Consider the following 21,895-nt stretch of genomic DNA (forward strand, 5'->3'; position numbering starts at 1 on the left):
GGTGAGCCTCCTTGATGCGGGCGGGTGGTTCACACCGCTATGCGGTGATCCGACAAGCCGGGTCCGCTGACGCGATAGATACCGATCTCACCCAACAGATTAGGCCAAACCCGGCTCGGCAGGTTGTGCCGGTGAGCATGGTCGACTGCCAGGCGGTCGAGGACCTTGACCTGCAATTCGCGGCAGAGCGCCTCGAAGTCCTTGAAGGTACAGAAGTGGATGTTCGGCGTGTTGTACCAGGTGTAGGGCAGGAACTCGGAAACCGGCATCTGGCCGTAACGTGCCAGGTACCAGCGGCAGCGCCAGTGGCCGAAGTTGGGGAAGGTGATGATGCATTCGCGGCCTACGCGGAGCATTTCCTTGAGGATGCGGTCCGGATAGTGGACGGCTTGCAGGGCCTGTGTCATCACCACCACGTCGAAGCTGTTGCTGGCAAAGTTTCCGAGGCCCTTGTCGAGGTCCTGTTCGATGACGTTCACGCCTTTTTCGATGCAGCGGGCGATATTTTCCGGGTCGATCTCCAGGCCATAGCCACTGACCTGCTTGTGGTCGCGCAGCCAGGCGAGCAGTTCGCCGTTGCCGCAGCCAAGGTCGAGCACCCGGCTGCCAGCGGGAATCCAGTCCTGGATGATGTCTAGGTCGGCACGCATGGGTTACACCGCAATCCTGTTCATGTAGCTGCTGAAGGCCTGCAGATAGCGCGGGATCGGCATGAGGAAGGCATCGTGGCCTTGCGGCGCGTCGATCTCCAGGTAGCAGACGTTCTTGCGCGCCGCCATCAGGGCGTCGACGATCTCCCGGGAGCGCGCTGGGGAGAAGCGCCAGTCGGTGGTGAACGACATGACGCAGAAGTCGGCCTTGGCCACCTCCAGGGTGCGCGCCAGATCGCCATCGTAGGCCGCGGCGGGATCGAAGTAGTCCAGGGCCTTGGTCATCAGCAGGTAGGTGTTGGCGTCGAAACGTCCGGAGAATTCCTCGCCTTGGTAGCGCAGATAGCTTTCCACCTGGAATTCCACGCTGTGGAAGTCGTAGTTGAGCTTCTCGCTCTTCAGGCCACGGCCGAATTTCTCGCCCATGGCGTCATCCGAGAGGTAGGTGATGTGGCCGACCATGCGCGCCAGCATCAGGCCGCGCTTGGGGATCACGCCGTGTTCCTGGAAGTGCCCGCCATGGAACTCCGGGTCGGTAAGAATGGCCTGGCGCGCGACTTCGTTGAAGGCGATGTTCTGCGCTGACAGCTTGGGTGCCGAGGCGATTGCCAGGCAGTGGCGCACGCGCTCCGGATAACTGATGGTCCACTGCATCGCCTGCATGCCGCCGAGGCTGCCGCCGACCACCGCCGCCCATTGACTGATACCGAGCGTATCGGCTAGCCGTGCCTGACTGTTCACCCAGTCTTCGACTGTCATGACTGGGAAATCCGCGCCAAAGGGAGTGCCGGTAGCCGGGTTGATGCTGGATGGGCCGGTTGAGCCGTTGCAGCCGCCAAGGTTGTTCAGGCTGACGACGAAGAACTTGCGGGTGTCGATGGCCTTGCCCGGCCCAATGCAACTGTCCCACCAGCCTGGCTTGCGGTCGTCCATGCTGTGGTAACCAGCGGCGTGGTGGTGCCCGGACAGGGCATGGCAGATCAGCACCGCATTACTGCGGGTTTTGTTGAGTTCGCCGTAGGTCTCGTAGACCAGCTCGTAGTTGGCCAGGCTGCGGCCACAGGCCAGCGACAGCGGTTCGCTGAACGACTGCGCGCGGGGACTGACCAGGCCGACGGAATCTTCGGGAATGGCGGTGGGCATCGCGACCCTGCTCTCAATCTGGGAAGGGCGCCAGTCTAAAGAGCGCCGACCCCCGCGGCAAGCGCGGGGGAGAGCGGCTAAGGCGTTGAAACTTCAGGCTCTGGTGGGCGTCAGGCGGACTCGCCCCCACCCAGTCGACGGTGCGCCAGTGGCAGGTTGATGACCTTCGCCTGGCGCTGGAACGGCGAGGGGCGACGAAGGGCGCGCAACATGTCGTTGGCTTCGGCCAACTGCTGCTCCAGTTCTTCGGCGTAGCGCGCCATGTCCAGGCCGCGCCGGCGGTTCAGCTGGGTTTCCTGGGCCAGTGCCTTGAGCCGCAGCATGTGGGTCTCCAGCAGTTGCTTCTGTTCGAGGGTGCGCTGCATCAACGGCATCAGCGCGTCATTCGCCCACTGCGCGACCTCCAGGCGCAACCGGTGGTGCATGCCCACCACTTCTTGGCCAAGCGTGTCGAAGAAGCGCTGGCTAAGCTGCCGCTGCTCGGTCATCAGCGTCATGGGATGAAGCCGGAACTGATCAGCCTTTTCACGCAGCTGCTCGAGCTCGCGCAAATAGCGTTGGACATTGAACTGCGGCGCTTCGACAGGATGCAACGGGTTCTCATCGTTGTGCCGGACATAGATGGCCGAGACCATCTTGTTGGCTATATCCGCCTCCTGCTCCAAGCCGCGCAGATCGAGCTCCACCGCGCGGAAGAAGTGCACGATGCCCTGGTTGATGCCCAGCGTGGTCCAGCAGCCATGCAGCTCCTGGCGAAGCCGTGCCAGATGCCCCTCCAGGCGATCACTGGGTACCGCGGCCCGGAGCATGTCGCCCTGGTGCTTGAGCAAACGCTGGTTGGTCTTCAGGCCAAGCAGCCGGCGATGGTGCTGGGCGTGATCCTCCTTGGTTCGGGCTGTCAGTTCGAAGAGCAGCTGGCCATTGTCCTGCTGGTGGCTGTCGAGCAGGCCTTGCTGATCGCGGACCTTCTCCAGCCTCAGGTTGAGAATGTGCTGACTGTTCTGCAGCAACGCGAGCACCTGGTTCACGACCTGGCCTTCAAGCAGACGCTCCTTCTGCGCGATGATGCGCTCGCAGAGGAGCTCTTCCAGAGCGGTGATCTGGCTGCGTGCCAGCAGTTCACGGTCGTCGCGCACCTTCGCCAGCAGAGCCTGCTTGGCCGAAAGGGGCAGGACGTCTTCGCGGCGGATGCCGAGCTGGCGGGCTGTGGCCTCCTGCACTCGGCGAATGGAATTGCGCATGAACACCTCGCCGGCCAGGTCATCCCAGAGCACATCGATTTTGTTCAGCACCGCATACAGGTGAGGTTGGGCGTCGTCGTCCAACTGGCGGATGTGCTGTTGCCAGACTTCCAGGTCGCTGGTCGTTACGCCGCTGTCGGCCGACAGGAGGAAGATGATCGCCTGGGCGTTGGGCAACATCGACAAGGTCAGCTCAGGCTCGCTACCAAGTGCATTGAGGCCAGGCGTGTCGAGGATACGCAGGCCTTTGCGTAACAGTGGGTGGTCGAAATTGACCAGGGCATGGCGCCAGGCCGGCACCAGCACTTCATCCGGATTGCCGGTGGCCTCGAGCATGTCCGGGTGGAAGCCGAGCTGGATCGCTTGTTCTACCGGCATTGGCTTGGTCCGCGCGATCTGCGTGAACGCCTGGGCCATGCTGGCTGCGTCGCTTGGGTCCAGCGGGATGTTCACCCAATGTCGCGGGGAACGCTTGAACTGGGCCATGCTTGCCGAGGTGGTGCGCGATTCGATGGGCAGCAGGCGCAGATAGGAACGTTCCGAGCGTGGGTCATAGAACAGTTCGGTGGGGCACATCGTGGTGCGCCCTGCCTGGGAGGGCAGCATGCGCTGGCCGAACCCAGAGAAGAACAGACTATTGATCAGTTCGGTCTTGCCGCGGGAAAACTCGCCGACGAACGCCAGGGTGATGTGATCGGTCTGTAGCAGGCGCAGGGCGCGCTTGAGCTTGGTGGACAAGCTATCGGAGTTGAGTCGGTTGTGCTCAAGCCAGCCCTGATAGCGCGTGATCTCGCGCAGGAGCTCACGCTTCCAGGCAACGTATGCATCGACCTGCTGGCTGAGTCGTTCCATGCTCATTCAGGCACTCCTCGCGATAGCGCATCCTGCGCGCGAAAAAGGAAAGACCTTATAACCCTTCACCGACAGCGCTGGCGGGTCGCACTTCCCCTTCCTGGGCTCTTCCCGGGCCTATATCAGGGCACAGTGCCAGCTGGTAATGCAGTCGATTATCTCCTGCGCGGACCGCCCGTCAATCACTGGGCGACGGACACCCGCCTTAAGGTCGGTCAGGACTGCCGAGCGGTCAGGCCCGGCAGGTCGGGGAGCTTCTGGGGACGCATGATGCGCACACGCTTCTGCCGGTTGAGTTCGCCGCTTTCCAGTTGGATGTGGCTCTTGGCGACGCCGAAGGCAGCGGCCAGGAACGCCATCAGGTGGGCGTTGGCCTTGCCTTCCACGGGCGGTGCGGTGAGGCGGATTTTCAGGCGGTCACCGTGCAGCCCGGCGAACTCGTCACGACTCGCCTTGGGCTGCAGGTGGCAGTTGAGGATCAGATCCTCGCCTGCCCAGCGGTACCAGCTCATGAGGATCAGAGGAAGGGGCTAAGGATCTGCGGCATGCCGGTCATGGCGGCGAGGTTGCCGATCACCAGCATGTCCAGCAGCTTCAGAGCGATAAAGGCGAAGATCGGCGAAATATCCAGGCCGCCCAGGTTGGGCAGAAAGCGCCGGAAGGGCATCAGCAACGGCTCGCAGATCTGGTTCACCAGTTGGGCGCCGGGGTTGTAGCTGCCTGGAGCGACCCACGACAGGATTACGCTGACGATCAGGGCGAAGAAGAACACCTTGAGGAACAACGAGGTGATACCAATGATCGACCAGATCAGCAGTTGCAGCAGATAACCGCCGACTCCGTAGCCCATCAGGGTGAGGGTGATGATCATCAGCAGCAGCTGTACCAGGATCGCCAGGACCAGGGAGGCCAGGTCGAGCCCGCCCAAGCCAGGAATGATCTTGCGCAGCGGGTTGAGCAGCGGCTTGGTGGCACGGACCACGAACTGGCTCAGTGGGTTGTAGAAGTCGGCGCGCACCAGTTGCAGGATGAAACGCAGCAGGACGATCAGCAGGTAGAGGCTGCCCAGGGTCTGGATCACGTAGATGGCAGCCGTATTGAGTCCGGTCATCGAAAGCTCCTTATTTGCCCAGTTGTTCGGCCAGCTCGGCCGAGCGTCGGTCGGCAGCAGTCAGCGCCTGTTGCACCAGGGCCTCGAAGCCGCCGGCCTGGAAGGTCTTGATCGCGGCTTCGGTGGTTCCGTTAGGCGAGGTCACCCGGCGGCGCAGTTCTGCGGCGTCCACATCACTGGCCACGGCCATGCGCGCGGCGCCAAGGGCGGTCTGCAGGGTCAGCTGTTCGGCAGTGGCGCGCGGCAGGCCGAGCTTTTCGCCGGCGCTGGTCATGGCCTCCATCAGCAGGAAGAAGTAAGCCGGGCCGCTGCCAGAAACCGCGGTGACAGCGTCGATCAGCTTTTCCTCATCCAGCCACAGGGCAATGCCGACGGCCGACAGCAGCTGCTCGGCCTGCTGGCGCTGTGCAGCAGTGACTTCAGCATTGGCGAACAGACCGCTGACGCCTTCGCGCAGCAGCGCCGGGGTGTTGGGCATGCAGCGCACGATGGGACGAGCGCCCAGCCAGGCGGCAAGGCTGGCGCAGGTGATGCCGGCGGCGATGGACACCACCAGCTGGCCTTCACGCAGGCTTGGCGCCAGGGCCTGGCAGACGCTCTTCATGACCTGCGGTTTGGTCGCCAGGACGACGACATCCGCGCCCAGCACGGCTTCGGCGTTGCTTTCGAACATCTGGATGCCATGTTCGGCAGCGATCTTCGCGCGTTGCTCGGCGCCCGGGTCGCTGGCGCGGATGTCGTCGGCGGCGACGCCCTGGGCGCGCAGGCCGCCGATCAGGCTGGCGGCCATGTTGCCGGCGCCGATGAATGCGATACGGGGAGTGCTCATAAATCCTTCCTTATCATTGCGGGGGCTGCCCGTAGTCACGGGCGCCGAACAGGGCCGTGCCGATGCGCACCCAGGTGGCGCCTTCGGCGATGGCCGCTTCGAGATCATGGCTCATGCCCATGGACAGGGTGTCCAGGGCCGGGTCGAGGGATTGCAGCAGCTGGCGCAACTGGGCGAAGGCGGCATGCTGCGCTTCTATATCGTCAGTCGGTTCGGGAATGGCCATCAGGCCGCGCAGCTGCAAGTTGGGCAGACTGCCGACCGCGGCGGCCAGGGCCGGGAGTTCCTCGGGGGCGCAACCGGACTTGCTGGCCTCGCCGCTGACGTTCACCTGCAGGCAGACGTTCAGTGGCGGCAGGCCGGTCGGGCGCTGGGCGGACAGCCGCTCGGCGATCTTCAGGCGGTCGACCGAATGCACCCAGTGGAAATGCTCGGCGATGAGTTTGGTCTTGTTCGACTGGATGGGGCCGATGAAGTGCCAGCTCAGTGGCAGGTCGGCGAGTTCGACCTGCTTGGTGAGAGCCTCTTGCAGGTAGTTTTCACCGAAATCGGTCACCCCGCTGGCATAGGCCTCGCGGATGGCGTCGGCGGGTTTGGTCTTGCTGACGGCCAATAGGCCGATGCTCGCGAAATCTCGCCCAGAGGCTTGCGCTGCCTCACGGATGCGCGCGCGAACCTTTGCAATATTCTCTGCTATCGTGGACATTACCTGCGCTCTGCGGCCCGGCCTGAATAGGGTCTGCGGCATTCTATCAGGCCGTTGAAAAATGGTGCGAGCCACGGCCAGGCAAGGCGAGACTAGCCGAAATAAATGCAGTTTGGGTGCCATGGACGGGCCCTGGATCGAACTCTGCGTGGGCCTGGCGTACCGCTTTTCGACGGACTGCCTATCGCTTGCTTGGAATTGGGGACTTCCATGGACATTACTGAGCTGCTTGCCTTCAGCGCCAAGCAGGGCGCTTCGGACCTGCACCTCTCCGCTGGCCTGCCGCCGATGATCCGCGTGGATGGCGACGTGCGTCGAATCAACCTGCCCGCCCTCGATCACAAGCAGGTGCACGCGCTGATCTACGACATCATGAATGACAAGCAGCGCAAGGATTACGAAGAGTTCCTCGAGACCGACTTCTCCTTCGAAGTGCCGGGCGTTGCCCGCTTCCGGGTCAATGCCTTCAACCAGAACCGTGGTTCGGGCGCGGTGTTCCGGACCATTCCGTCCAAGGTCCTGACCATGGAAGACCTGGGGATGGGCGAGATCTTCAAGAAGGTGTCCGATGTGCCGCGCGGCCTGGTGCTGGTCACCGGGCCCACGGGTTCGGGCAAGTCGACCACCCTGGCGGCCATGCTCGACTACCTCAACAGCACCAAGTATCACCACATCCTCACCGTCGAGGACCCGATCGAATTCGTTCATGAGTCGAAGAAATGCCTGATCAACCAGCGCGAGGTCCATCGCGACACCCTCGGCTTCAACGAGGCGCTGCGCTCGGCACTGCGTGAAGACCCGGACATCATCCTGGTGGGCGAGATGCGGGACCTGGAAACCATCCGTCTGGCCCTGACCGCGGCCGAAACCGGCCACCTGGTGTTCGGCACCCTGCACACAACCTCCGCGGCGAAGACCATCGACCGGGTGGTCGACGTGTTCCCGGCGGAAGAAAAGTCCATGGTTCGCTCCATGCTGTCCGAATCCCTGCAGGCGGTGATTTCCCAGACCCTGCTGAAGAAGATCGGCGGCGGCCGTGTGGCAGCCCACGAGATCATGATCGGCACGCCGGCCATCCGTAACCTGATCCGCGAGGACAAGGTCGCGCAGATGTATTCGGCGATCCAGACCGGTGGCTCTCTCGGCATGCAAACCCTCGACATGTGCCTCAAGGGTCTGGTGGCCAAGGGGCTGGTCAGCCGTGAAAGTGCCCGGGAAAAGGCCAAGAGTCCGGAAAGTCTCTAACCCGTTGACCTGCCCTGGGTCCAGCCGTGAACCAACAGCGAGAACACCATGGAATTCGAGAAACTGCTGCGCCTGATGGTTGAAAAAGGTGGATCGGACCTCTTCATCACGGCAGGTGTGCCGCCTTCTATGAAGGTCAACGGCAAGATCCTGCCTGTGACCAAGAACTCCATGTCGCCGGAGATGACGCGGGAAACCGTCCTGGCGGTGATGAACGAGCAACAGCGCCGTGAGTTCGCACAGAACCACGAGTGCAACTTCGCCATCAGCGCCCGAGGCATTGGCCGTTTCCGCGTCAGCGCCTTCTATCAGCGCAACCTGATCGGCATGGTGCTGCGCCGGATCGAGACGAACATTCCCACCATCGATGACCTGAAGCTGCCGGAGGTCCTCAAGCAACTGGCAATGACCAAACGCGGCCTGGTGCTGTTCGTCGGCGCTACCGGCACCGGCAAGTCCACGTCCCTGGCGGCGATGATCGGCCATCGCAACAAGAACAGCAGCGGTCACATCATCTCCATCGAAGACCCGATCGAATTCATCCACCAGCATCAGAGCTGCATCGTCACCCAGCGCGAAGTGGGTATCGATACCGAATCGTTCGAGGTGGCCCTGAAGAACACCCTGCGTCAGGCGCCAGACGTGATTCTCATCGGCGAAGTGCGAACCCGCGAGACGATGGATCATGCCATTGCCTTCGCCGAAACCGGCCACCTGTGCCTGGCCACCCTGCATGCCAACAATGCCAACCAGGCGCTGGACCGGATCATCAACTTCTTCCCTGCCGACCGTCAGCAGCAGGTCTGGATGGACCTGTCGCTGAACCTCAAGGCCATCGTCGCCCAGCAGCTGATTGCGACGCCGGATGGCAAGGGCCGCCGCGCGGTGATCGAAGTGCTGATCAACACCCCGCTGGTCGCGGACCTGATCCGCAAAGGCGAGGTCCACGAACTCAAACCATTGATGAAACGATCCACCGAGCAGGGCATGCAGACGTTCGACCAGGCGCTCTACAATCTCTACTCGCAGGGCGAGATCACCTACGAGGACGCGCTGGTCCACGCCGACTCGGCGAACGACCTGCGCCTGATGATCAAGCTGGGTTCGGAGACCGATGGCGAGCACCTGACGCACATGAGCGATGGCCTGTCGTTGCAGACCAGTGAAGAGGACCCCGGCCGACGGTTCCGCTGACGCGCATCGCGCCTGACCCCAGGGGTCACGAAACGCATTCACCCGCCTGCAGGAGGCAGCATGGACGTACGTCAGGACACCCACAGCAAGGTCATCGGCTATCTGTTGTGGATTTTCGGGTTCCTCGGCTCCCACCGTTTCTACTACGGCAGGCCGATTACCGGCACCATTTGGTTCTTCACCCTTGGCTTGCTCTTCATTGGCTGGATCATCGACCTGTTCCTGATCCCTTCGATGGACCGCGAGGCATCGCTGCGATTCAGCCCTGGTCGGTACGACTACAACGTCGCATGGATACTGCTGACCTTCCTCGGCGTCTTCGGCGTGCACCGCATGTACCAGGGCAAGTGGGTTACCGGCATCCTCTACCTGCTGACCGGAGGCTTCTTCCTGGTTGGCGTGCTTTACGACTTCTGGACTTTGAATAGCCAGCTCTCGGAGCTAAACGCCCGATAAGTAGTGCTGCTGGCTGCATGCCTCTTAAGGAGCAAGCATTCTCGCGAACAGTGCCTATTCGCGAGCAAGAACCAGGCGTTCCCGCTCGGTCCAACAGGATTTTCGGCTCGACGATTGCTGGCCAGCAACAGCTAGCGCAGACAGAGCCAATAGATTCGCTCCCACAGAACGGGTCATCCTGAGTTGCCTGTTCCCCCTTCGTCGGCACCCCTGGCAGGCATGGGCTGCGCGACCTATGTTCCAACCAGGGGCGAGCGCTGTTCGCCCGATGTCTGGTTGCGCATGGAGGTGACGCCATGAACAGTGCCAATGATGTCCGGCCGGCGGTACTCGATCTGATCGGCAATACCCCGCTGGTGAGGACCTCGCGCTTCGATACCGGCCCCTGCACCCTGTTCCTCAAGCTCGAATCGCAGAACCCGGGCGGCTCCATCAAAGACCGCATCGGCGTTGCCATGATCAATACCGCCGAGCGCGACGGTCGCTTGCGCCCCGGTGGCACCATAGTCGAGGCCACTGCCGGCAACACAGGCTTGGGCCTGGCGCTGGTGGGCCGGGCCAAGGGCTATCGGGTGGTGCTGGTGGTGCCGGACAAGATGTCCACCGAGAAGGTGCTGCACCTGAAGGCCATGGGCGCCGAAGTGCACATCACCCGCTCGGACGTCGGCAAGGGGCACCCCGAGTACTACCAGGACCTGGCCCGGCGTCTGGCCTCGGAGATTCCCGACGCCTTCTTTGCCGACCAATTCAACAACCCGGCCAACCCGCTGGCCCACGAATGCACCACCGGTCCGGAGATCTGGCAGCAGACCGGCCAGAACGTCGACGCCATTGTGGTCGGCGTCGGCTCGGCCGGTACCCTCACCGGACTGACCCGCTATTTCCGCCGGGTCCAACCGGACCTGGAAATGGTCCTGGCTGACCCGGTCGGCTCGATCGTTGCCGAGTACAGCCGCAGCGGCGTGCTCGGGACCCCCGGCTCCTGGGCGGTGGAGGGCATAGGCGAAGATTTCATCCCCGCTATTGCCGACCTGTCCAGCGTGCGCAGCGCCTACTCGATCAGCGACGAGGAGAGCTTCGGCCATGCGCGGGAATTGCTGCGCGCCGAGGGCATCCTTGGCGGATCCTCGACCGGGACCTTGCTGGCCGCGGCGCTGCGTTACTGCCGCGAACAGAAGACGCCGAAACGGGTGGTCAGCTTCGTGTGCGACACCGGCACCCGCTACCTGTCGAAGATCTACAACGACCAATGGATGACCGACCAGGGCTTGCTGGCGCGCAAACGCTATGGCGATCTGCGCGACATCATCGCGCGGCGTTTCGAAGAGGGACGGGTGGTCAGTGTCGGGCCGGACGACACCCTGCTTACTGCGTTCCAGCGCATGCGCCTGGCTGATGTCTCGCAGTTGCCGGTGTTGTCCGGCGAGCACCTGGTCGGCGTGATTGACGAGTCCGACCTGCTGCTCAGCGTACATGCCGATGCTTCACGCTTCCGCTCGACCGTCAGCAGCGCCATGACCGCCAAGCTGGAGACCCTGGAGCCGGGCGCCAGCCTGGCCGAGCTGGAGGCGGTCCTCGACCGCGGGCTGGTGGCGATCATCGCCGACGCTTCGGATTTCCATGGCCTGATCACCCGCTCCGACCTGCTCAACCACCTGCGGAGGACCCTTGCATGACCCAGCACGACAGCCATGCCGATCAGCCGGCCCGGGCCTTCGCCACACGTGTCATCCACGCCGGGCAGGTGCCCGACCCCTCCACCGGCGCCATCATGCCGCCGATTTACGCCAACTCCACCTATGCCCAGCAGAGTCCGGGGGTGCACAAGGGGCTCGACTACGGGCGTTCGCACAATCCCACGCGCTGGGCCCTGGAGCGTTGCGTTGCAGATCTGGAAGGCGGCTCCCAGGCCTTTGCCTTCGCCTCCGGGCTGGCCGCCATTTCCACGGTGCTGGAGCTGCTCGACAGCGGATCGCACATCGTCTCCAGCAATGACTTGTATGGCGGGACCTTCCGCCTGTTCGAACGTGTGCGTCGCCGCAGCGCGGGCCATCGCTTCAGCTTTGTCGACTTCAGCGATATCGCTGCGATCGGGGCGGCGATCCAGGACGACACCTGCATGCTCTGGGTAGAGACACCAAGCAACCCGCTGCTGCGTCTGGCTGACCTCAGCGCCATCGTGGCGCTCTGCCGGGGCCGGGGCATCATCCTGGTGGCAGACAACACCTTCGCCAGTCCCTGGATCCAGCGTCCGCTGGATCTGGGCTTCGATGTCGTCGTGCACTCCTCCACCAAATACCTCAACGGCCACTCCGACGTGATCGGCGGCATCGCCATCGTCTCCGGTGACAGCCGTTGCGAACTTCTGCGCGAACGCCTGGGCTTCCTGCAGAACGCGGTGGGCGCCATCGCCGGCCCCTTCGACGCCTTCCTCACCTTGCGCGGCGTGAAGACCCTGGCCCTGCGCATGGAGCGCCACTGCAGCAACGCCCTGGAACTTGCCCGCTGGCTGGAGCACCAGCCGCAAGTGGCGCGCGTCTACTACCCTGGCCTGGAGTCGCACCCGCAGCACGTACTGGCGCGGCGGCAGATGCAGGGTTTCGGCGGGATGATCTCGCTGGACCTGCGCAGTGACCTCGCTGGGACCAGGCGTTTCCTGGAAGCGGTGCGCATCTTCACCCTGGCGGAAAGCCTGGGCGGCGTGGAAAGCCTGATCGAGCACCCGGCGATCATGACCCACGCCAGCATCCCGGCCGAGATACGCGCCGAGATCGGCATCGGCGACTCGCTGGTGCGGTTGTCGGTAGGGGTGGAGGACGTGGAGGACTTGCGCGCGGACCTGGCGCAGGCGCTGGCGCAGGTCTGAAACCAGTGGCTGGGCGACAGGCCCCATCCATCTTTATGTCTGCCTCAAGGCTTGGGGCAGGCTGCATTTCCTGTAGGAGTGAGCTTGCTCGCGAAGGAGTCTGAAGGCCGCCTTTTGCCAGCAAGCTGGCCCCTACGGCACGTGTGCGGCATGCCCAAGCGGAAGGTCCGTTGACCCAGGGTGACGACGACTGGTCACAAGGTGCACCCTACCCGGCGTGCCATGATCCGTAGGGTGCATCCCAAACAATTCGCCCCCATCGACGACGAGCGCCGATGGGGGCGAGGCTATTGCTGGCCGTTGCTTACTGCAGCCACTCTTTGACACGCTCGGGGTTCTTCCGGATCCAGTCCCTGGCGGCCGCTTCCGGCTTGGCGCCTTCGCGGATGGCCAGCATCACCGAACCGACTTCTTCACCATTCCAGGAGAACTTCTTCAGGAAGGCAGTCGCATCGGCAGCTTTGGTTTCCAGGCTCGGGTTGACCACGGTATCGACGTGCTCGTCATCGCCATAGACCTTTTTCGGGTCTTCCAGGAAGCGCAGCTTCCACTTGGCGAACATCCAGTGCGGAATCCAGCCAGTCACCACGATAGGCTTCTGGGCTTTCTCGGCGCGGGTCAGGGCGGTGGCCATGGCCGGGCCGGAACTTGGCATCAGCTTGATGTCGAGGTTGTATTGCTTGATCGCGTCTTCGGTACGGCGCATGACGCCCGCACCGGCGTCGATACCGGTGATCTTGCCGTCGAAGTCCTTGCTGTAGGTGTTCAGGTCTTCGATGGATTTGGCCTGGACGTAGTCCGGCACGATCAGGCCGATCTTGGCGCCTTTGTAGTTGGAGCCCAGCACGACCACTTTGTCTTTCAGCTTGGCGTAGTACTCGCCGTGAGTGGCCGGCAGCCAGGCGGAGAGGGTGGCGTCCAGGTCGCCACGGGCCACGCCCTGCCACATGATCGCTGGTTCCACAGGCTTGAGTTCGACGCCGTAACCGAGTTTCTCCTTGAGGATCTCGCCCGCTACATAGGTGGCGGCGACGCTGTCGTCCCAGCCGTTGACGTAGCCGATCTTCAGGGTCGGTTTGTCCGCGGCGCTGGCCATGCCCATGCCGAGGGCAAGGGTGGCGACGCCGAGGGTTTTCAGACAAAGGGATTTCAACTTGCGCATACGTATTGCTCCATCAGGTGGGATTGGCAGCCAACTACGTGGTCGCTCGTCCGTTCTCAGGCGGAGTTCGCGACGTTGCCCGACACGGCCTGGGGGCAGGCCGTGGCAAGCGAATAGCAAGGATTCAGGGCCCCGCTGGCGAGGCCTCTAGGGGGTGTTACAGGCCGATGTGTTTCTTCACGGCGGCAGCGCCGTCCTGGCCGTCGAAGGTGGTGACGCCGGCGAGCCATTTGTCCAGCGCGGCCGGGTTGGCCTTGATCCAGCTCTTGGCGACGGTAACCGGGTCTTCCTTCTCTAGCACCTTCTCCATCAGCTGGCTCTCGATCTCGACGGTGAACTGCAGGTTGTTCAGCAGCTTGCCGACGTTGGCGCAGCGGGCCTCGTAGTCCGGCGGAACCACCGTGTAGACCTTGGCGGCGCCGTAGTCCGGACCGAACACGTCATCACCGCCGGCGAGGTAAGTGATGTCGAACTGGGTGTTCATCGGGTGTGGGGCCCAGCCGAGGAACACGACCGGCTCCTTCTTCTTCACTGCGCGCTGCACCTGAACCAGCATGCCTGCCTCGCTCGACTCGACCATCCGGAAGCCGCCCAGGTCGAACTGGTTGCCTTTGATCATCTTGTCAATCAGCAGGTTGCCGTCGTTACCCGGTTCGATGCCGTAGATCTTGCCGCCGAGCTGGTCCTTGAACTTGGCGATGTCCTGGAAGCTCTTCAGGCCCGCTTCCGCAGCGTAGGTCGGTACGGCCAGGGTGTACTTGGCACCTTCCAGGTTCGGAGTCGACAGCACCTTCACGCCGTTGTCCTTGGTGAAGGGCTCGATCACCGCGTCCATGGAGGGTGCCCAGTAGCCGAGGAACACGTCGATCTGCTTGTTCTTCACCCCGGTGAAGGCGATCGGTACCGAAGCCATGATCTTGCGTGGGGTGTAGCCGAGACCTTCGGTGAGCACCATGGCGACACCGGTCGTGGCGGCAATGTCGGCCCAGCCGATTTCCGCGAAGCGAACCTGTTTGCAGCTTTCCGGCTCCTGGGCCCAGGCGCCTTGGGCAATCGCGCAGGCGAGCAGGCCGACTGCAGCGACTTTCTTCATCATTTTCATTAGCGACTCCCTGACATTGAAAGGTGAAGCGTTCTTAGTGCGCTTGCTGCCGCTGAAAACGGGCGCTCAACCAACCGAACGGGCTGCTCCGGGTCGCGGTTTGGCGAGTACCGAAGCTTTCGGTGATGCGGTCGAGGATGATCGCCAGCAGTACTACGGCCATGCCGCTCTCGAAGCCCAGGCCGATGTCCAGGCGCTGGATACTGGCGAGCACGTCGTTCCCCAGGCCGCCGGCACCGACCATCGAAGCGATGATCACCATGGACAGCGCCATCATGATGGTCTGGTTCACGCCGGCCATGATCGATGGCATGGCATTGGGCAGCTGCACCTTGTATAGCAGCTGCCAGCTGGTGCAGCCGAAGGATTGGCCAGCTTCGACGATTTCCTTGTTCACCTGGCGGATGCCGAGGCTGGTCAGGCGCACCGCCGGGGGCATGGCGAAGATCACCGTGGCGATGATGCCGGGCACACGGCCGAGGCCGAAGAGCATGGCCGCCGGGATCAGATAGACGAAGGCGGGCATGGTCTGCATGAAGTCCAGTATCGGACGGATCACGACGGCCACGCGCTCGCTCTTGGCGGCCCAGATACCCAGCGGTATGCCGAGGAGCAGGCTGATCAAGGTTGAAGAGAAGGTCAGGCCAAGGGTGACCACGGTCTGTTCCCAGAAGCCGGTGAGTACGATCAGCACCAGAGAAGCAGCGGTGAAGAGGGCGAATTTGACGCCGATGCGCCAGAGGCCCAGGCCGACGAATACCGCGATCAGCACCCAGGCCGGCGGCCACATCAGGAAACGCTCGATCACCTCCGAGAAACCGCTGACGACTGCCCCGATGTTCTCGAAGGCGACGCTGTAGTTTTCCAGCAGGTGCTGGACGACGTCGTTTACCCAGCTACCCAGATCCAGTTTTTCGCTCATCGTCATTCTCCCCGCAGGCGGCTCAGCAGGCGGCCCTTGCTGATGGCGCCGCAGTAGCGGCCACTCTGGTCGACCACTGGGATCGGCCCTTCATTGATCACCAGGCGCTGGATCACGCTATCCAGCGGCAGGTCTTCCGGTACCGGATCGATGTGCTTGAGCAGGCTGTGCTCCAGATCCAGGGTGCGCCCGCCTTCGACCAGAAGGGCGATCTTCTCGAGGCTGATGGAGCCACGGAAGTTGTTCTTCTCGTCAACGATGAAGGCGTAGTGCTTATCCATTGCCTGCAGCTTCTGGCACACGGTCTGTGCATCGGGCGCTCTGCCGTTGTGCACGAACAGCGGCACGCTGTCGGATTTGAGTTGGCCGGCAGTGAGGTAACGGCTGGTGTCCACGGTGTTGAAGAAGTTGCGGACGTAGTCGTTGGCCGGGTTCTCGATGATTTCCTGCGGGGTGCCGACCTGGATCAGCTTGCCGCCTTCCATGATGCCGATGCGCGAACCGATGCGCATGGCTTCTTCGATGTCGTGGGACACGAAGATGATGGTGCGGCTGTGCTTTTTCTGCAGGTCGAGCAGGACATCCTGCATCTCGCGGCGCTTGAGGGGGTCGAGGGCGGAGAAGGCCTCGTCCATGATGATCATCGAGGGGTCGACCGCCAAGGCGCGGGCAAGGCCGACGCGCTGTTGCATACCGCCCGACAGCTCATGGGGATACTTGTGGGCGAAGCTGGCCAGACCGACCTGCTCCAGTACCTCCATGGCACGCCGTTCGCGCTCCTTGCGGCTCTTGCCCGCCACTTCGAGGCCAAATGCGGCATTGTCCAGGACCGTGCGCGAAGGCATCAGAGCAAAGGACTGGAAAACCATGCTCATGTCACGCCGACGCAAGTCGATCAGCTGCGACTTGGGTAGCTTGGCGACGTTCTGGCCGTCAATGAAGACGTCACCGGCGGTGGGCTCGATGAGCCGATTGATCAACCGGATCAGCGTGGATTTGCCAGAGCCCGAAAGGCCCATCAGCACAAAGATCTCGCCTTCGTTGACGCTGAACGACACGTCACTGACGCCAATCACGGCGCCCTTCTCGGCGAGGATCTTCTCCTTGCTCCAGCCCTGCTTGAGTAAATCGATTGCTTCTTGTGGTTGTTGCCCGAAAACCTTGTAGAGGTTTTGAACCACGATCTTTCCAGACTGCATGGGATAGTTCCCCTTCAGTAGACATCCAGATCAGCTACACGAAACCAGGGCAGACGCTCGAGGACGCCCAGCCTGGTGATGCCGACTGCCTTGCCTGTGTGGATAACAATGTTCGAGAACCGAAAGCCCTCTGGCAGTGTTACGAAACCCATTCCTTGGGACGTTCAACACCTCGACCGGAGGTGCGCGTACTTCCGAAATTTCTTGTTATGCGCGCCTCCAGATGGGAGGAGGCTGCCGCTTGTGTTCTTCGGTCCGGAGCGGAGGGCTCACGGTCTGCCGGTCCACGGGGTCCGGCAGCGACGAAATCGGGTGACTCAACGATAAAGCCTTGAGGCCTTGGCAATTGTCGGTTTACGACCTTCATATGTTGCGTGACGACATGTCGTTGGCTAATCGCTGAATGCGCCGTGTCACGGCGCTTTGGCGCGCATCAGTGTGGTCGGCACAGAACTGCCGTCACGCGCGGTCACGCCTTCCAGCCAGCCGGCCAGGGTGTCGGGATTGGCTTTAAGCCAAGCCTTGGCCTCACGCCGACGGTTGGTACTTTGATTAAGTATGGCCCCCATCAGGTGGTTCTCCATGGACAGACTGAATTTAAGGTTCTTCAGCAGTCGTCCGAGGTTCGGGCACTCATTGGTAAGGCTCTTGCGCACATTGGTATAGACGGTCGCGCCGCCGAAATCGGGGCCGAACCAGTCATCGCCACCCGCCAGGTAGTGCATCTGCAATTGGTTGTTCATCGGGTGCGGTTCCCAGCCCAGGAACACGGCCCATTGCTTGAGGTGCTCGGCGCGTTTGACCTGAGACAGCATGCCGTTTTCGCTGGACTCCACGAGTTTGAACCCACCCAGGCCGAAGGCGTTGCCAGCAATCATCTTCTGGATCAGCTTGTTGCCGTCGTTGCCAGGCTCGATGCCGTAGATTCGCCCGCCGAGCTGTTCCTTGAAGCGCGCCAGGTCCTCGAAGCGCTTGAGTCCGCCGTCGAACGCCGCCTGGTTCACTGCCAAGGTGTACTTGGCGCCGGTGAGGTTGGCACCCAGGCTCTCCACGCTGCCGTTCTGCAGGTAGGGGCGGATGTCGTTTTCCATGCTCGGCATCCAGTTGCCGAGGAACACGTCGATCTTGGCTTCGCTCAGCGCCTTGTAGGTATCCGGTACCGACAGACGCTTGACCTTGGTCACGTACCCTAGCTCGCTCAGGACATGGCGGGTCATGGCTGTCGTGACGGTGATGTCGCTCCAGCCGACATCGGCGAAGCGCACGGTGGAGCAGCTTTCGGGGTCGGCTGCGTAAGCAGCCTGCGCGCTGCACAGCGCGGTGGCGAGTAGCGCGGTGATGATTCGAGACATGTGGAGTCCCCGGCAGAGATTATTGTTATGTCCGGTCTCGCGCGGCTGTCGGACTGCTGCAGGCCCCCGCCCTCCGGGCGCCGGAATGATGCGTGCTAGACGCTTCGCCTGGCTACCGGTCCGGTCGCAGACAGAACGTATCTGTCGCTGGCGATACAAGGCAAAAGGTGGAATCGCTGCGAGGCGTGATGGCGCTTCTTGTGGGGCGAATTCATTCGCTAAACAGGCCGGAGGCCTGCCCTTTGGGCATCACCGGGGGCCGCTTCGTAGCCCTTAGCGAATGAATTCGCCCCCACATGGTTCAGTCCGCCAAATCCCCGGGTCACGACGTATTTGGATACGGGCAAGTCGGTGTGGGGAGTCCCTCGATCGGCGAAATGCCGATCATGTCGCCAAGATTGATCCCTACCGGAGTTGTCCCGTGGCTATCAGCGTTTTCGACCTGTTCAAGATCGGTATCGGCCCCTCCAGCTCGCATACCGTGGGCCCGATGCGGGCGGGCGCCCTGTTCGCCAGTGCCCTGCGCGAGCGCGGCCTGCTGGCGCGGGTGAGCCGCGTCGAAGTGCGCCTGTACGGCTCGCTGTCGGCCACCGGGGTCGGCCATGGCACTGACCGCGCGACGGTGATGGGGCTGATGGGCGAATGGCCGGACCGCATCGACCCGAAACAGATCCCCCTGCGCATCGCCGCCTTGCTGGAAAGCGGCGAGCTGCTGCTGGACGGCGCTCAGCCGGTGCCGTTCGACTGGCAGCGCGACCTGCTGCTGCTGGAGGAGAACCTGCCGTATCACCCCAACGCCATGACCCTGATCGCGGAAGGCGAGGGTGGTGAACTGCACCGCGACACCTACTACTCGATCGGTGGCGGCTTCGTGGTGGATGCCGCGCAGGCCGCCTCCGGCCAGCTGGACCAGGACCACACCCAGCTGCCCTACGACTTCTCCAGCGCCGAGGAACTGCTGGTGCTGTGCCGACGCCACAACCTGCGTGTTTCCGAGCTGATGCTGGCCAATGAGAAGGCCTGGCGCAGTGAGGCGGAGATCCGCGCTGGGCTGCTCAAGCTGTGGGACGCCATGCAGGACTGCGTGCGCAACGGCCTGGGCGAGGAGGGCATCCTGCCCGGCGGGCTGAACGTGCGCCGGCGGGCCGCCAAGCTGCACCGCAGCCTGCAGGAACTGGGCAAGCCGAACGTGATCGGCTCGACCATGAGCGCGATGGAATGGGTCAACCTCTACGCCCTGGCGGTGAACGAGGAGAATGCTGCCGGCGGGCGCATGGTGACGGCGCCGACCAACGGCGCGGCGGGCATCATCCCGGCGGTGCTGCACTACTACATGCGCTTCAACCCCGAGGCCAGCGAGGACGACGTGGTGAACTACTTCCTCGGCGCGGCGGCGGTGGGGATCCTGTGCAAGAAGAACGCCTCGATCTCCGGCGCCGAAGTGGGTTGCCAGGGCGAAGTCGGCTCGGCCTGCGCGATGGCGGCGGCGGGGTTGGCGGAAGTGCTGGGAGCGACCCCGGCGCAGCTGGAGAACGCGGCGGAGATCGGCCTGGAGCACAACCTCGGGCTGACCTGCGACCCGGTGGGCGGGCTGGTGCAGGTGCCGTGCATCGAACGCAATGCGATTGCCGCGGTGAAGGCAATCAACGCGGCGCAGATGGCGCTGCGCGGCGATGGCGAGCACTTCATCTCGCTGGACCGGGTGATCCGCACCATGCGCGACACCGGCGCCGACATGCACGACAAGTACAAGGAAACCTCGCGCGGCGGCTTGGCGGTCAGCGCCATCGAGTGCTGATCCGCTTTAGTTCACCTTGCCCCTCGCTGCCAGGAAATGGTGCACGGGCGAGGCGAAATTCCTGATGACCAATCGGTCGCTATCAGACTGTTTCGTCTGTTACTGAAGGTATGCCCCTTCAGCACGCGGTGACAGGGGCTGATACAGGAAGTGCTACCGAAATCCCCAGGGCCCCGATACGGCGGGCCTTGGCGGTCGTAAACAGAATGCTTCTGTCGCTCCCGCCTAGGCCCTATGGCACGGGCCTTGGATGGATTATTTTTATTTTGATTGAACGCTCAATCAATTTAGGCACGGGCTTTGCCTTAGTAGTTGGGTGACTTACTGGTTTCATCGTACTAGAACATAACTATAAGCCTCCCAATCGAGGCTCCGCTCCGTGTGCCAAGCCTGAGGGTTTCATCGATGTCACAGTTCAACCAAGGGGCAAGCCCCCAGAACCGTGTTCCCCAGTCCATCGGATTCCTGCTGCTGGATAACTTCACTCTGATTTCCCTGGCGTCGGCGGTAGAGCCGCTGCGCATGGCTAACCACCTCTCCGGACGCGAACTGTATCGCTGGTACACCCTCAGCCAGGATGGTCGCCCGGTTAGCGCCAGCGACGGCCTGCAGATCACGCCGGACAGCGGCCTGGACAACGCCCAAGCCCTGGACGCGGTCATCGTCTGCGGCGGCGTGGACATCCAGCATTGCGTCACCCGTGATCACGTTCACTTCTTGCAGGTCCAGGCGCGCCAGGGCCGTCAGCTCGGTGCGGTGTGCACCGGCAGCTGGGCGCTGGCCAAGGCCGGCCTGCTCGACGGTTTCGAATGCAGCGTGCATTGGGAATGCCTGGCGGCCATGCAGGAAGCCTTCCCGCGCGCCGGTATCACGACTCGCCTGTTCTCCATCGACCGTAATCGCTACACCTCCTCGGGCGGCACTGCACCGATGGACATGATGCTGCACCTGATTTCCCGCGAGCACGGCCGCGAGCTGGCCGCCGCGATTTCCGAGATGTTCATCTACGAGCGCATCCGCAACGAGCAGGACCACCAGCGCGTGCCGCTCAAGCACATGCTCGGCACCAACCAGCCGAAGCTGCAGGAGATCGTCGCACTGATGGAAGCCAACCTTGAGGAGCCCATCGATCTCGATGAACTGGCCTGCTACGTCGACGTGTCGCGCCGTCAACTCGAGCGCCTATTCCAGAAGTACCTGCACTGCTCGCCTTCGCGCTACTACCTCAAGCTGCGCCTGATCCGCGCACGGCAGCTGCTGAAGCAGACCGCCATGTCGATCATCGAAGTGGCATCGGTGTGCGGCTTCGTCTCCACCCCGCACTTCTCCAAGTGCTACCGGGAATACTTCGGCATTCCGCCGCGTGACGAGCGTGCCGGCCAGAGCAGCGGTGCTAGCGTGGTGGCGCTGGTGCCGATGCCGGAAGACCTGGTCCGTCCAGCGCCTTCGACCGCCGGCGTGGCGCTGAGCCGCGCCCAGGGCGAGTCGACCTTCGCCAGCGTGCGTTTGTAAGCCACAGCGCCAGGGGCTGCGTTACGGCCCTTGGCAAATGGATTGGCTATGTCTGCGTTAACTGTTACTAGCAATCAGTGGTCGTGCTGAGAGCCTTGTGGGAGCGAGCTTGTTCGCGAAAGGGTCCGGTCCGCGAGCAATAACTCGGGCCCCCTGCTCCTACAAGGAATGCAGCCACTTGCAACACTACTTAATGCGGACACAGCCAATGAATTCGCCCTGACAGTGGCATTCGCGCGGGCAAGAAAAAGGGCGCCATTGGCGCCCTTTGTCATTTCGCTATCGTTTCAGCGTGGCACCAGGGCCGGCAGCAGGGTCCGCGAGATGGCCTCGCGCACATTCGGCAGCAGCGTGGCGCTGCCGCCCAGTAGTTCCTCCACCAGGCGACGCAGCGCCACTGCGCGTTCCGGGCTCAGGCCGCTAACGGCCTGCTCGCACGCCTGCTCGGCACTCACGCCGGGCGGAATGCTGATGCCTAGCGCCACCAGACGCTCGCGAAAGTCTTCCTGGTCGATCAAATCGGCATGCATCATCGGCTGTTTCCTCCACTACGGC

General features: G+C 62.8%; 20 protein-coding genes. 7 read left to right on the forward strand and 13 right to left on the reverse strand.

Features of this window, described 5'->3' with window-relative positions; genetic code table 11:
* Positions 1-29: 29 nt before the first annotated feature.
* From metW to OXH74_RS09880, 7 genes are all read right to left on the reverse strand, one after another.
* A complete protein-coding gene (gene metW / locus OXH74_RS09850; protein ID WP_375741056.1) occupies positions 30-650 on the reverse strand; it encodes a methionine biosynthesis protein MetW in 621 nt (206 codons plus the stop codon).
* Positions 651-653: 3 nt separating this feature from the next.
* Complete coding sequence (locus OXH74_RS09855) at positions 654-1,793, reverse strand: homoserine O-acetyltransferase (protein ID WP_215377480.1); 1,140 nt, start codon at positions 1,791-1,793, stop codon at positions 654-656.
* A gap of 110 nt (positions 1,794-1,903) precedes the next feature.
* A complete protein-coding gene (locus OXH74_RS09860) occupies positions 1,904-3,892 on the reverse strand; it encodes a dynamin family protein (protein ID WP_375741057.1) in 1,989 nt (662 codons plus the stop codon).
* A 209-nt stretch (positions 3,893-4,101) separates the two neighbouring features.
* The gene (locus OXH74_RS09865) at positions 4,102-4,398 is read right to left on the reverse strand and encodes a DUF167 domain-containing protein (RefSeq protein WP_375741058.1); all 297 of its coding nucleotides are present in this window, start codon (positions 4,396-4,398) and stop codon (positions 4,102-4,104) included.
* Positions 4,399-4,403: 5 nt separating this feature from the next.
* Positions 4,404-4,997 (reverse strand): YggT family protein, encoded by a 594-nt coding sequence (locus OXH74_RS09870; RefSeq protein WP_375741059.1) that lies wholly within the window; start codon positions 4,995-4,997, stop codon positions 4,404-4,406.
* Positions 4,998-5,007: 10 nt separating this feature from the next.
* On the reverse strand, positions 5,008-5,826 hold the full coding sequence (proC, locus tag OXH74_RS09875) for a pyrroline-5-carboxylate reductase (protein WP_375741060.1): 819 nt from the start codon (positions 5,824-5,826) through the stop codon (positions 5,008-5,010).
* Between the two features lie 13 nt (positions 5,827-5,839).
* On the reverse strand, positions 5,840-6,532 hold the full coding sequence (locus OXH74_RS09880; protein ID WP_375741061.1) for a YggS family pyridoxal phosphate-dependent enzyme: 693 nt from the start codon (positions 6,530-6,532) through the stop codon (positions 5,840-5,842).
* A gap of 210 nt (positions 6,533-6,742) precedes the next feature.
* On the opposite strand from OXH74_RS09880, the gene pilT reads away from it, so the two are divergent.
* The 5 genes from pilT to OXH74_RS09905 all read left to right on the forward strand — a co-directional run bounded on the left by pilT (position 6,743) and on the right by OXH74_RS09905 (position 12,293).
* Positions 6,743-7,777 (forward strand): type IV pilus twitching motility protein PilT, encoded by a 1,035-nt coding sequence (pilT, locus tag OXH74_RS09885; RefSeq protein WP_215377493.1) that lies wholly within the window; start codon positions 6,743-6,745, stop codon positions 7,775-7,777.
* Between the two features lie 48 nt (positions 7,778-7,825).
* Positions 7,826-8,971, forward strand: coding sequence for a PilT/PilU family type 4a pilus ATPase (locus OXH74_RS09890; protein ID WP_375741062.1), 1,146 nt, complete (start codon positions 7,826-7,828; stop codon positions 8,969-8,971).
* Positions 8,972-9,031: 60 nt separating this feature from the next.
* Positions 9,032-9,427 (forward strand): NINE protein, encoded by a 396-nt coding sequence (locus OXH74_RS09895; RefSeq protein WP_375741063.1) that lies wholly within the window; start codon positions 9,032-9,034, stop codon positions 9,425-9,427.
* 296 nt (positions 9,428-9,723) lie between these two features.
* Positions 9,724-11,103: a pyridoxal-phosphate dependent enzyme gene (locus OXH74_RS09900; protein ID WP_375741064.1), complete on the forward strand. Its 1,380-nt coding sequence runs from the start codon at positions 9,724-9,726 to the stop codon at positions 11,101-11,103.
* On the forward strand, positions 11,100-12,293 hold the full coding sequence (locus tag OXH74_RS09905) for a trans-sulfuration enzyme family protein (RefSeq protein ID WP_375741065.1): 1,194 nt from the start codon (positions 11,100-11,102) through the stop codon (positions 12,291-12,293). The genes OXH74_RS09900 and OXH74_RS09905 overlap by 4 nt, the downstream gene beginning before the upstream one ends.
* A 304-nt stretch (positions 12,294-12,597) precedes the next feature.
* Here the strand turns inward: OXH74_RS09905 and OXH74_RS09910 are convergent, their stop codons facing one another.
* The 5 genes from OXH74_RS09910 to OXH74_RS09930 all read right to left on the reverse strand — a co-directional run bounded on the left by OXH74_RS09910 (position 12,598) and on the right by OXH74_RS09930 (position 18,030).
* A complete protein-coding gene (locus OXH74_RS09910; protein ID WP_215377513.1) occupies positions 12,598-13,455 on the reverse strand; it encodes a glycine betaine ABC transporter substrate-binding protein in 858 nt (285 codons plus the stop codon).
* A gap of 157 nt (positions 13,456-13,612) precedes the next feature.
* Positions 13,613-14,557: a choline ABC transporter substrate-binding protein gene (locus OXH74_RS09915; protein ID WP_375741066.1), complete on the reverse strand. Its 945-nt coding sequence runs from the start codon at positions 14,555-14,557 to the stop codon at positions 13,613-13,615.
* A 34-nt stretch (positions 14,558-14,591) separates the two neighbouring features.
* Positions 14,592-15,479 carry a proline/glycine betaine ABC transporter permease gene (locus OXH74_RS09920; RefSeq protein ID WP_215377517.1) on the reverse strand — a complete coding sequence of 296 codons (888 nt, stop codon included), beginning with the start codon at positions 15,477-15,479 and terminating at the stop codon, positions 14,592-14,594.
* Between the two features lie 2 nt (positions 15,480-15,481).
* Positions 15,482-16,678, reverse strand: coding sequence for a glycine betaine/L-proline ABC transporter ATP-binding protein (locus tag OXH74_RS09925; RefSeq protein WP_215377520.1), 1,197 nt, complete (start codon positions 16,676-16,678; stop codon positions 15,482-15,484).
* A gap of 413 nt (positions 16,679-17,091) precedes the next feature.
* On the reverse strand, positions 17,092-18,030 hold the full coding sequence (locus OXH74_RS09930; protein ID WP_375741067.1) for a choline ABC transporter substrate-binding protein: 939 nt from the start codon (positions 18,028-18,030) through the stop codon (positions 17,092-17,094).
* Positions 18,031-18,451: 421 nt separating this feature from the next.
* Here OXH74_RS09930 and OXH74_RS09935 point away from each other — a divergent pair, with 421 nt between their 5' ends.
* Both OXH74_RS09935 and OXH74_RS09940 read left to right on the forward strand, forming a co-directional pair.
* Complete coding sequence (locus tag OXH74_RS09935; RefSeq protein ID WP_375741068.1) at positions 18,452-19,828, forward strand: L-serine ammonia-lyase; 1,377 nt, start codon at positions 18,452-18,454, stop codon at positions 19,826-19,828.
* A gap of 405 nt (positions 19,829-20,233) precedes the next feature.
* Positions 20,234-21,340, forward strand: coding sequence for a GlxA family transcriptional regulator (locus tag OXH74_RS09940; RefSeq protein WP_215380975.1), 1,107 nt, complete (start codon positions 20,234-20,236; stop codon positions 21,338-21,340).
* 287 nt (positions 21,341-21,627) lie between these two features.
* Here the strand turns inward: OXH74_RS09940 and OXH74_RS09945 are convergent, their stop codons facing one another.
* Positions 21,628-21,873, reverse strand: coding sequence for a hypothetical protein (locus OXH74_RS09945; RefSeq protein WP_120653486.1), 246 nt, complete (start codon positions 21,871-21,873; stop codon positions 21,628-21,630).
* Positions 21,874-21,895: the final 22 nt, after the last annotated feature.

Source organism: Metapseudomonas boanensis (assembly GCF_042232855.1).
GTDB classification, from domain to species: Bacteria; Pseudomonadota; Gammaproteobacteria; order Pseudomonadales; family Pseudomonadaceae; genus Metapseudomonas; species Metapseudomonas boanensis.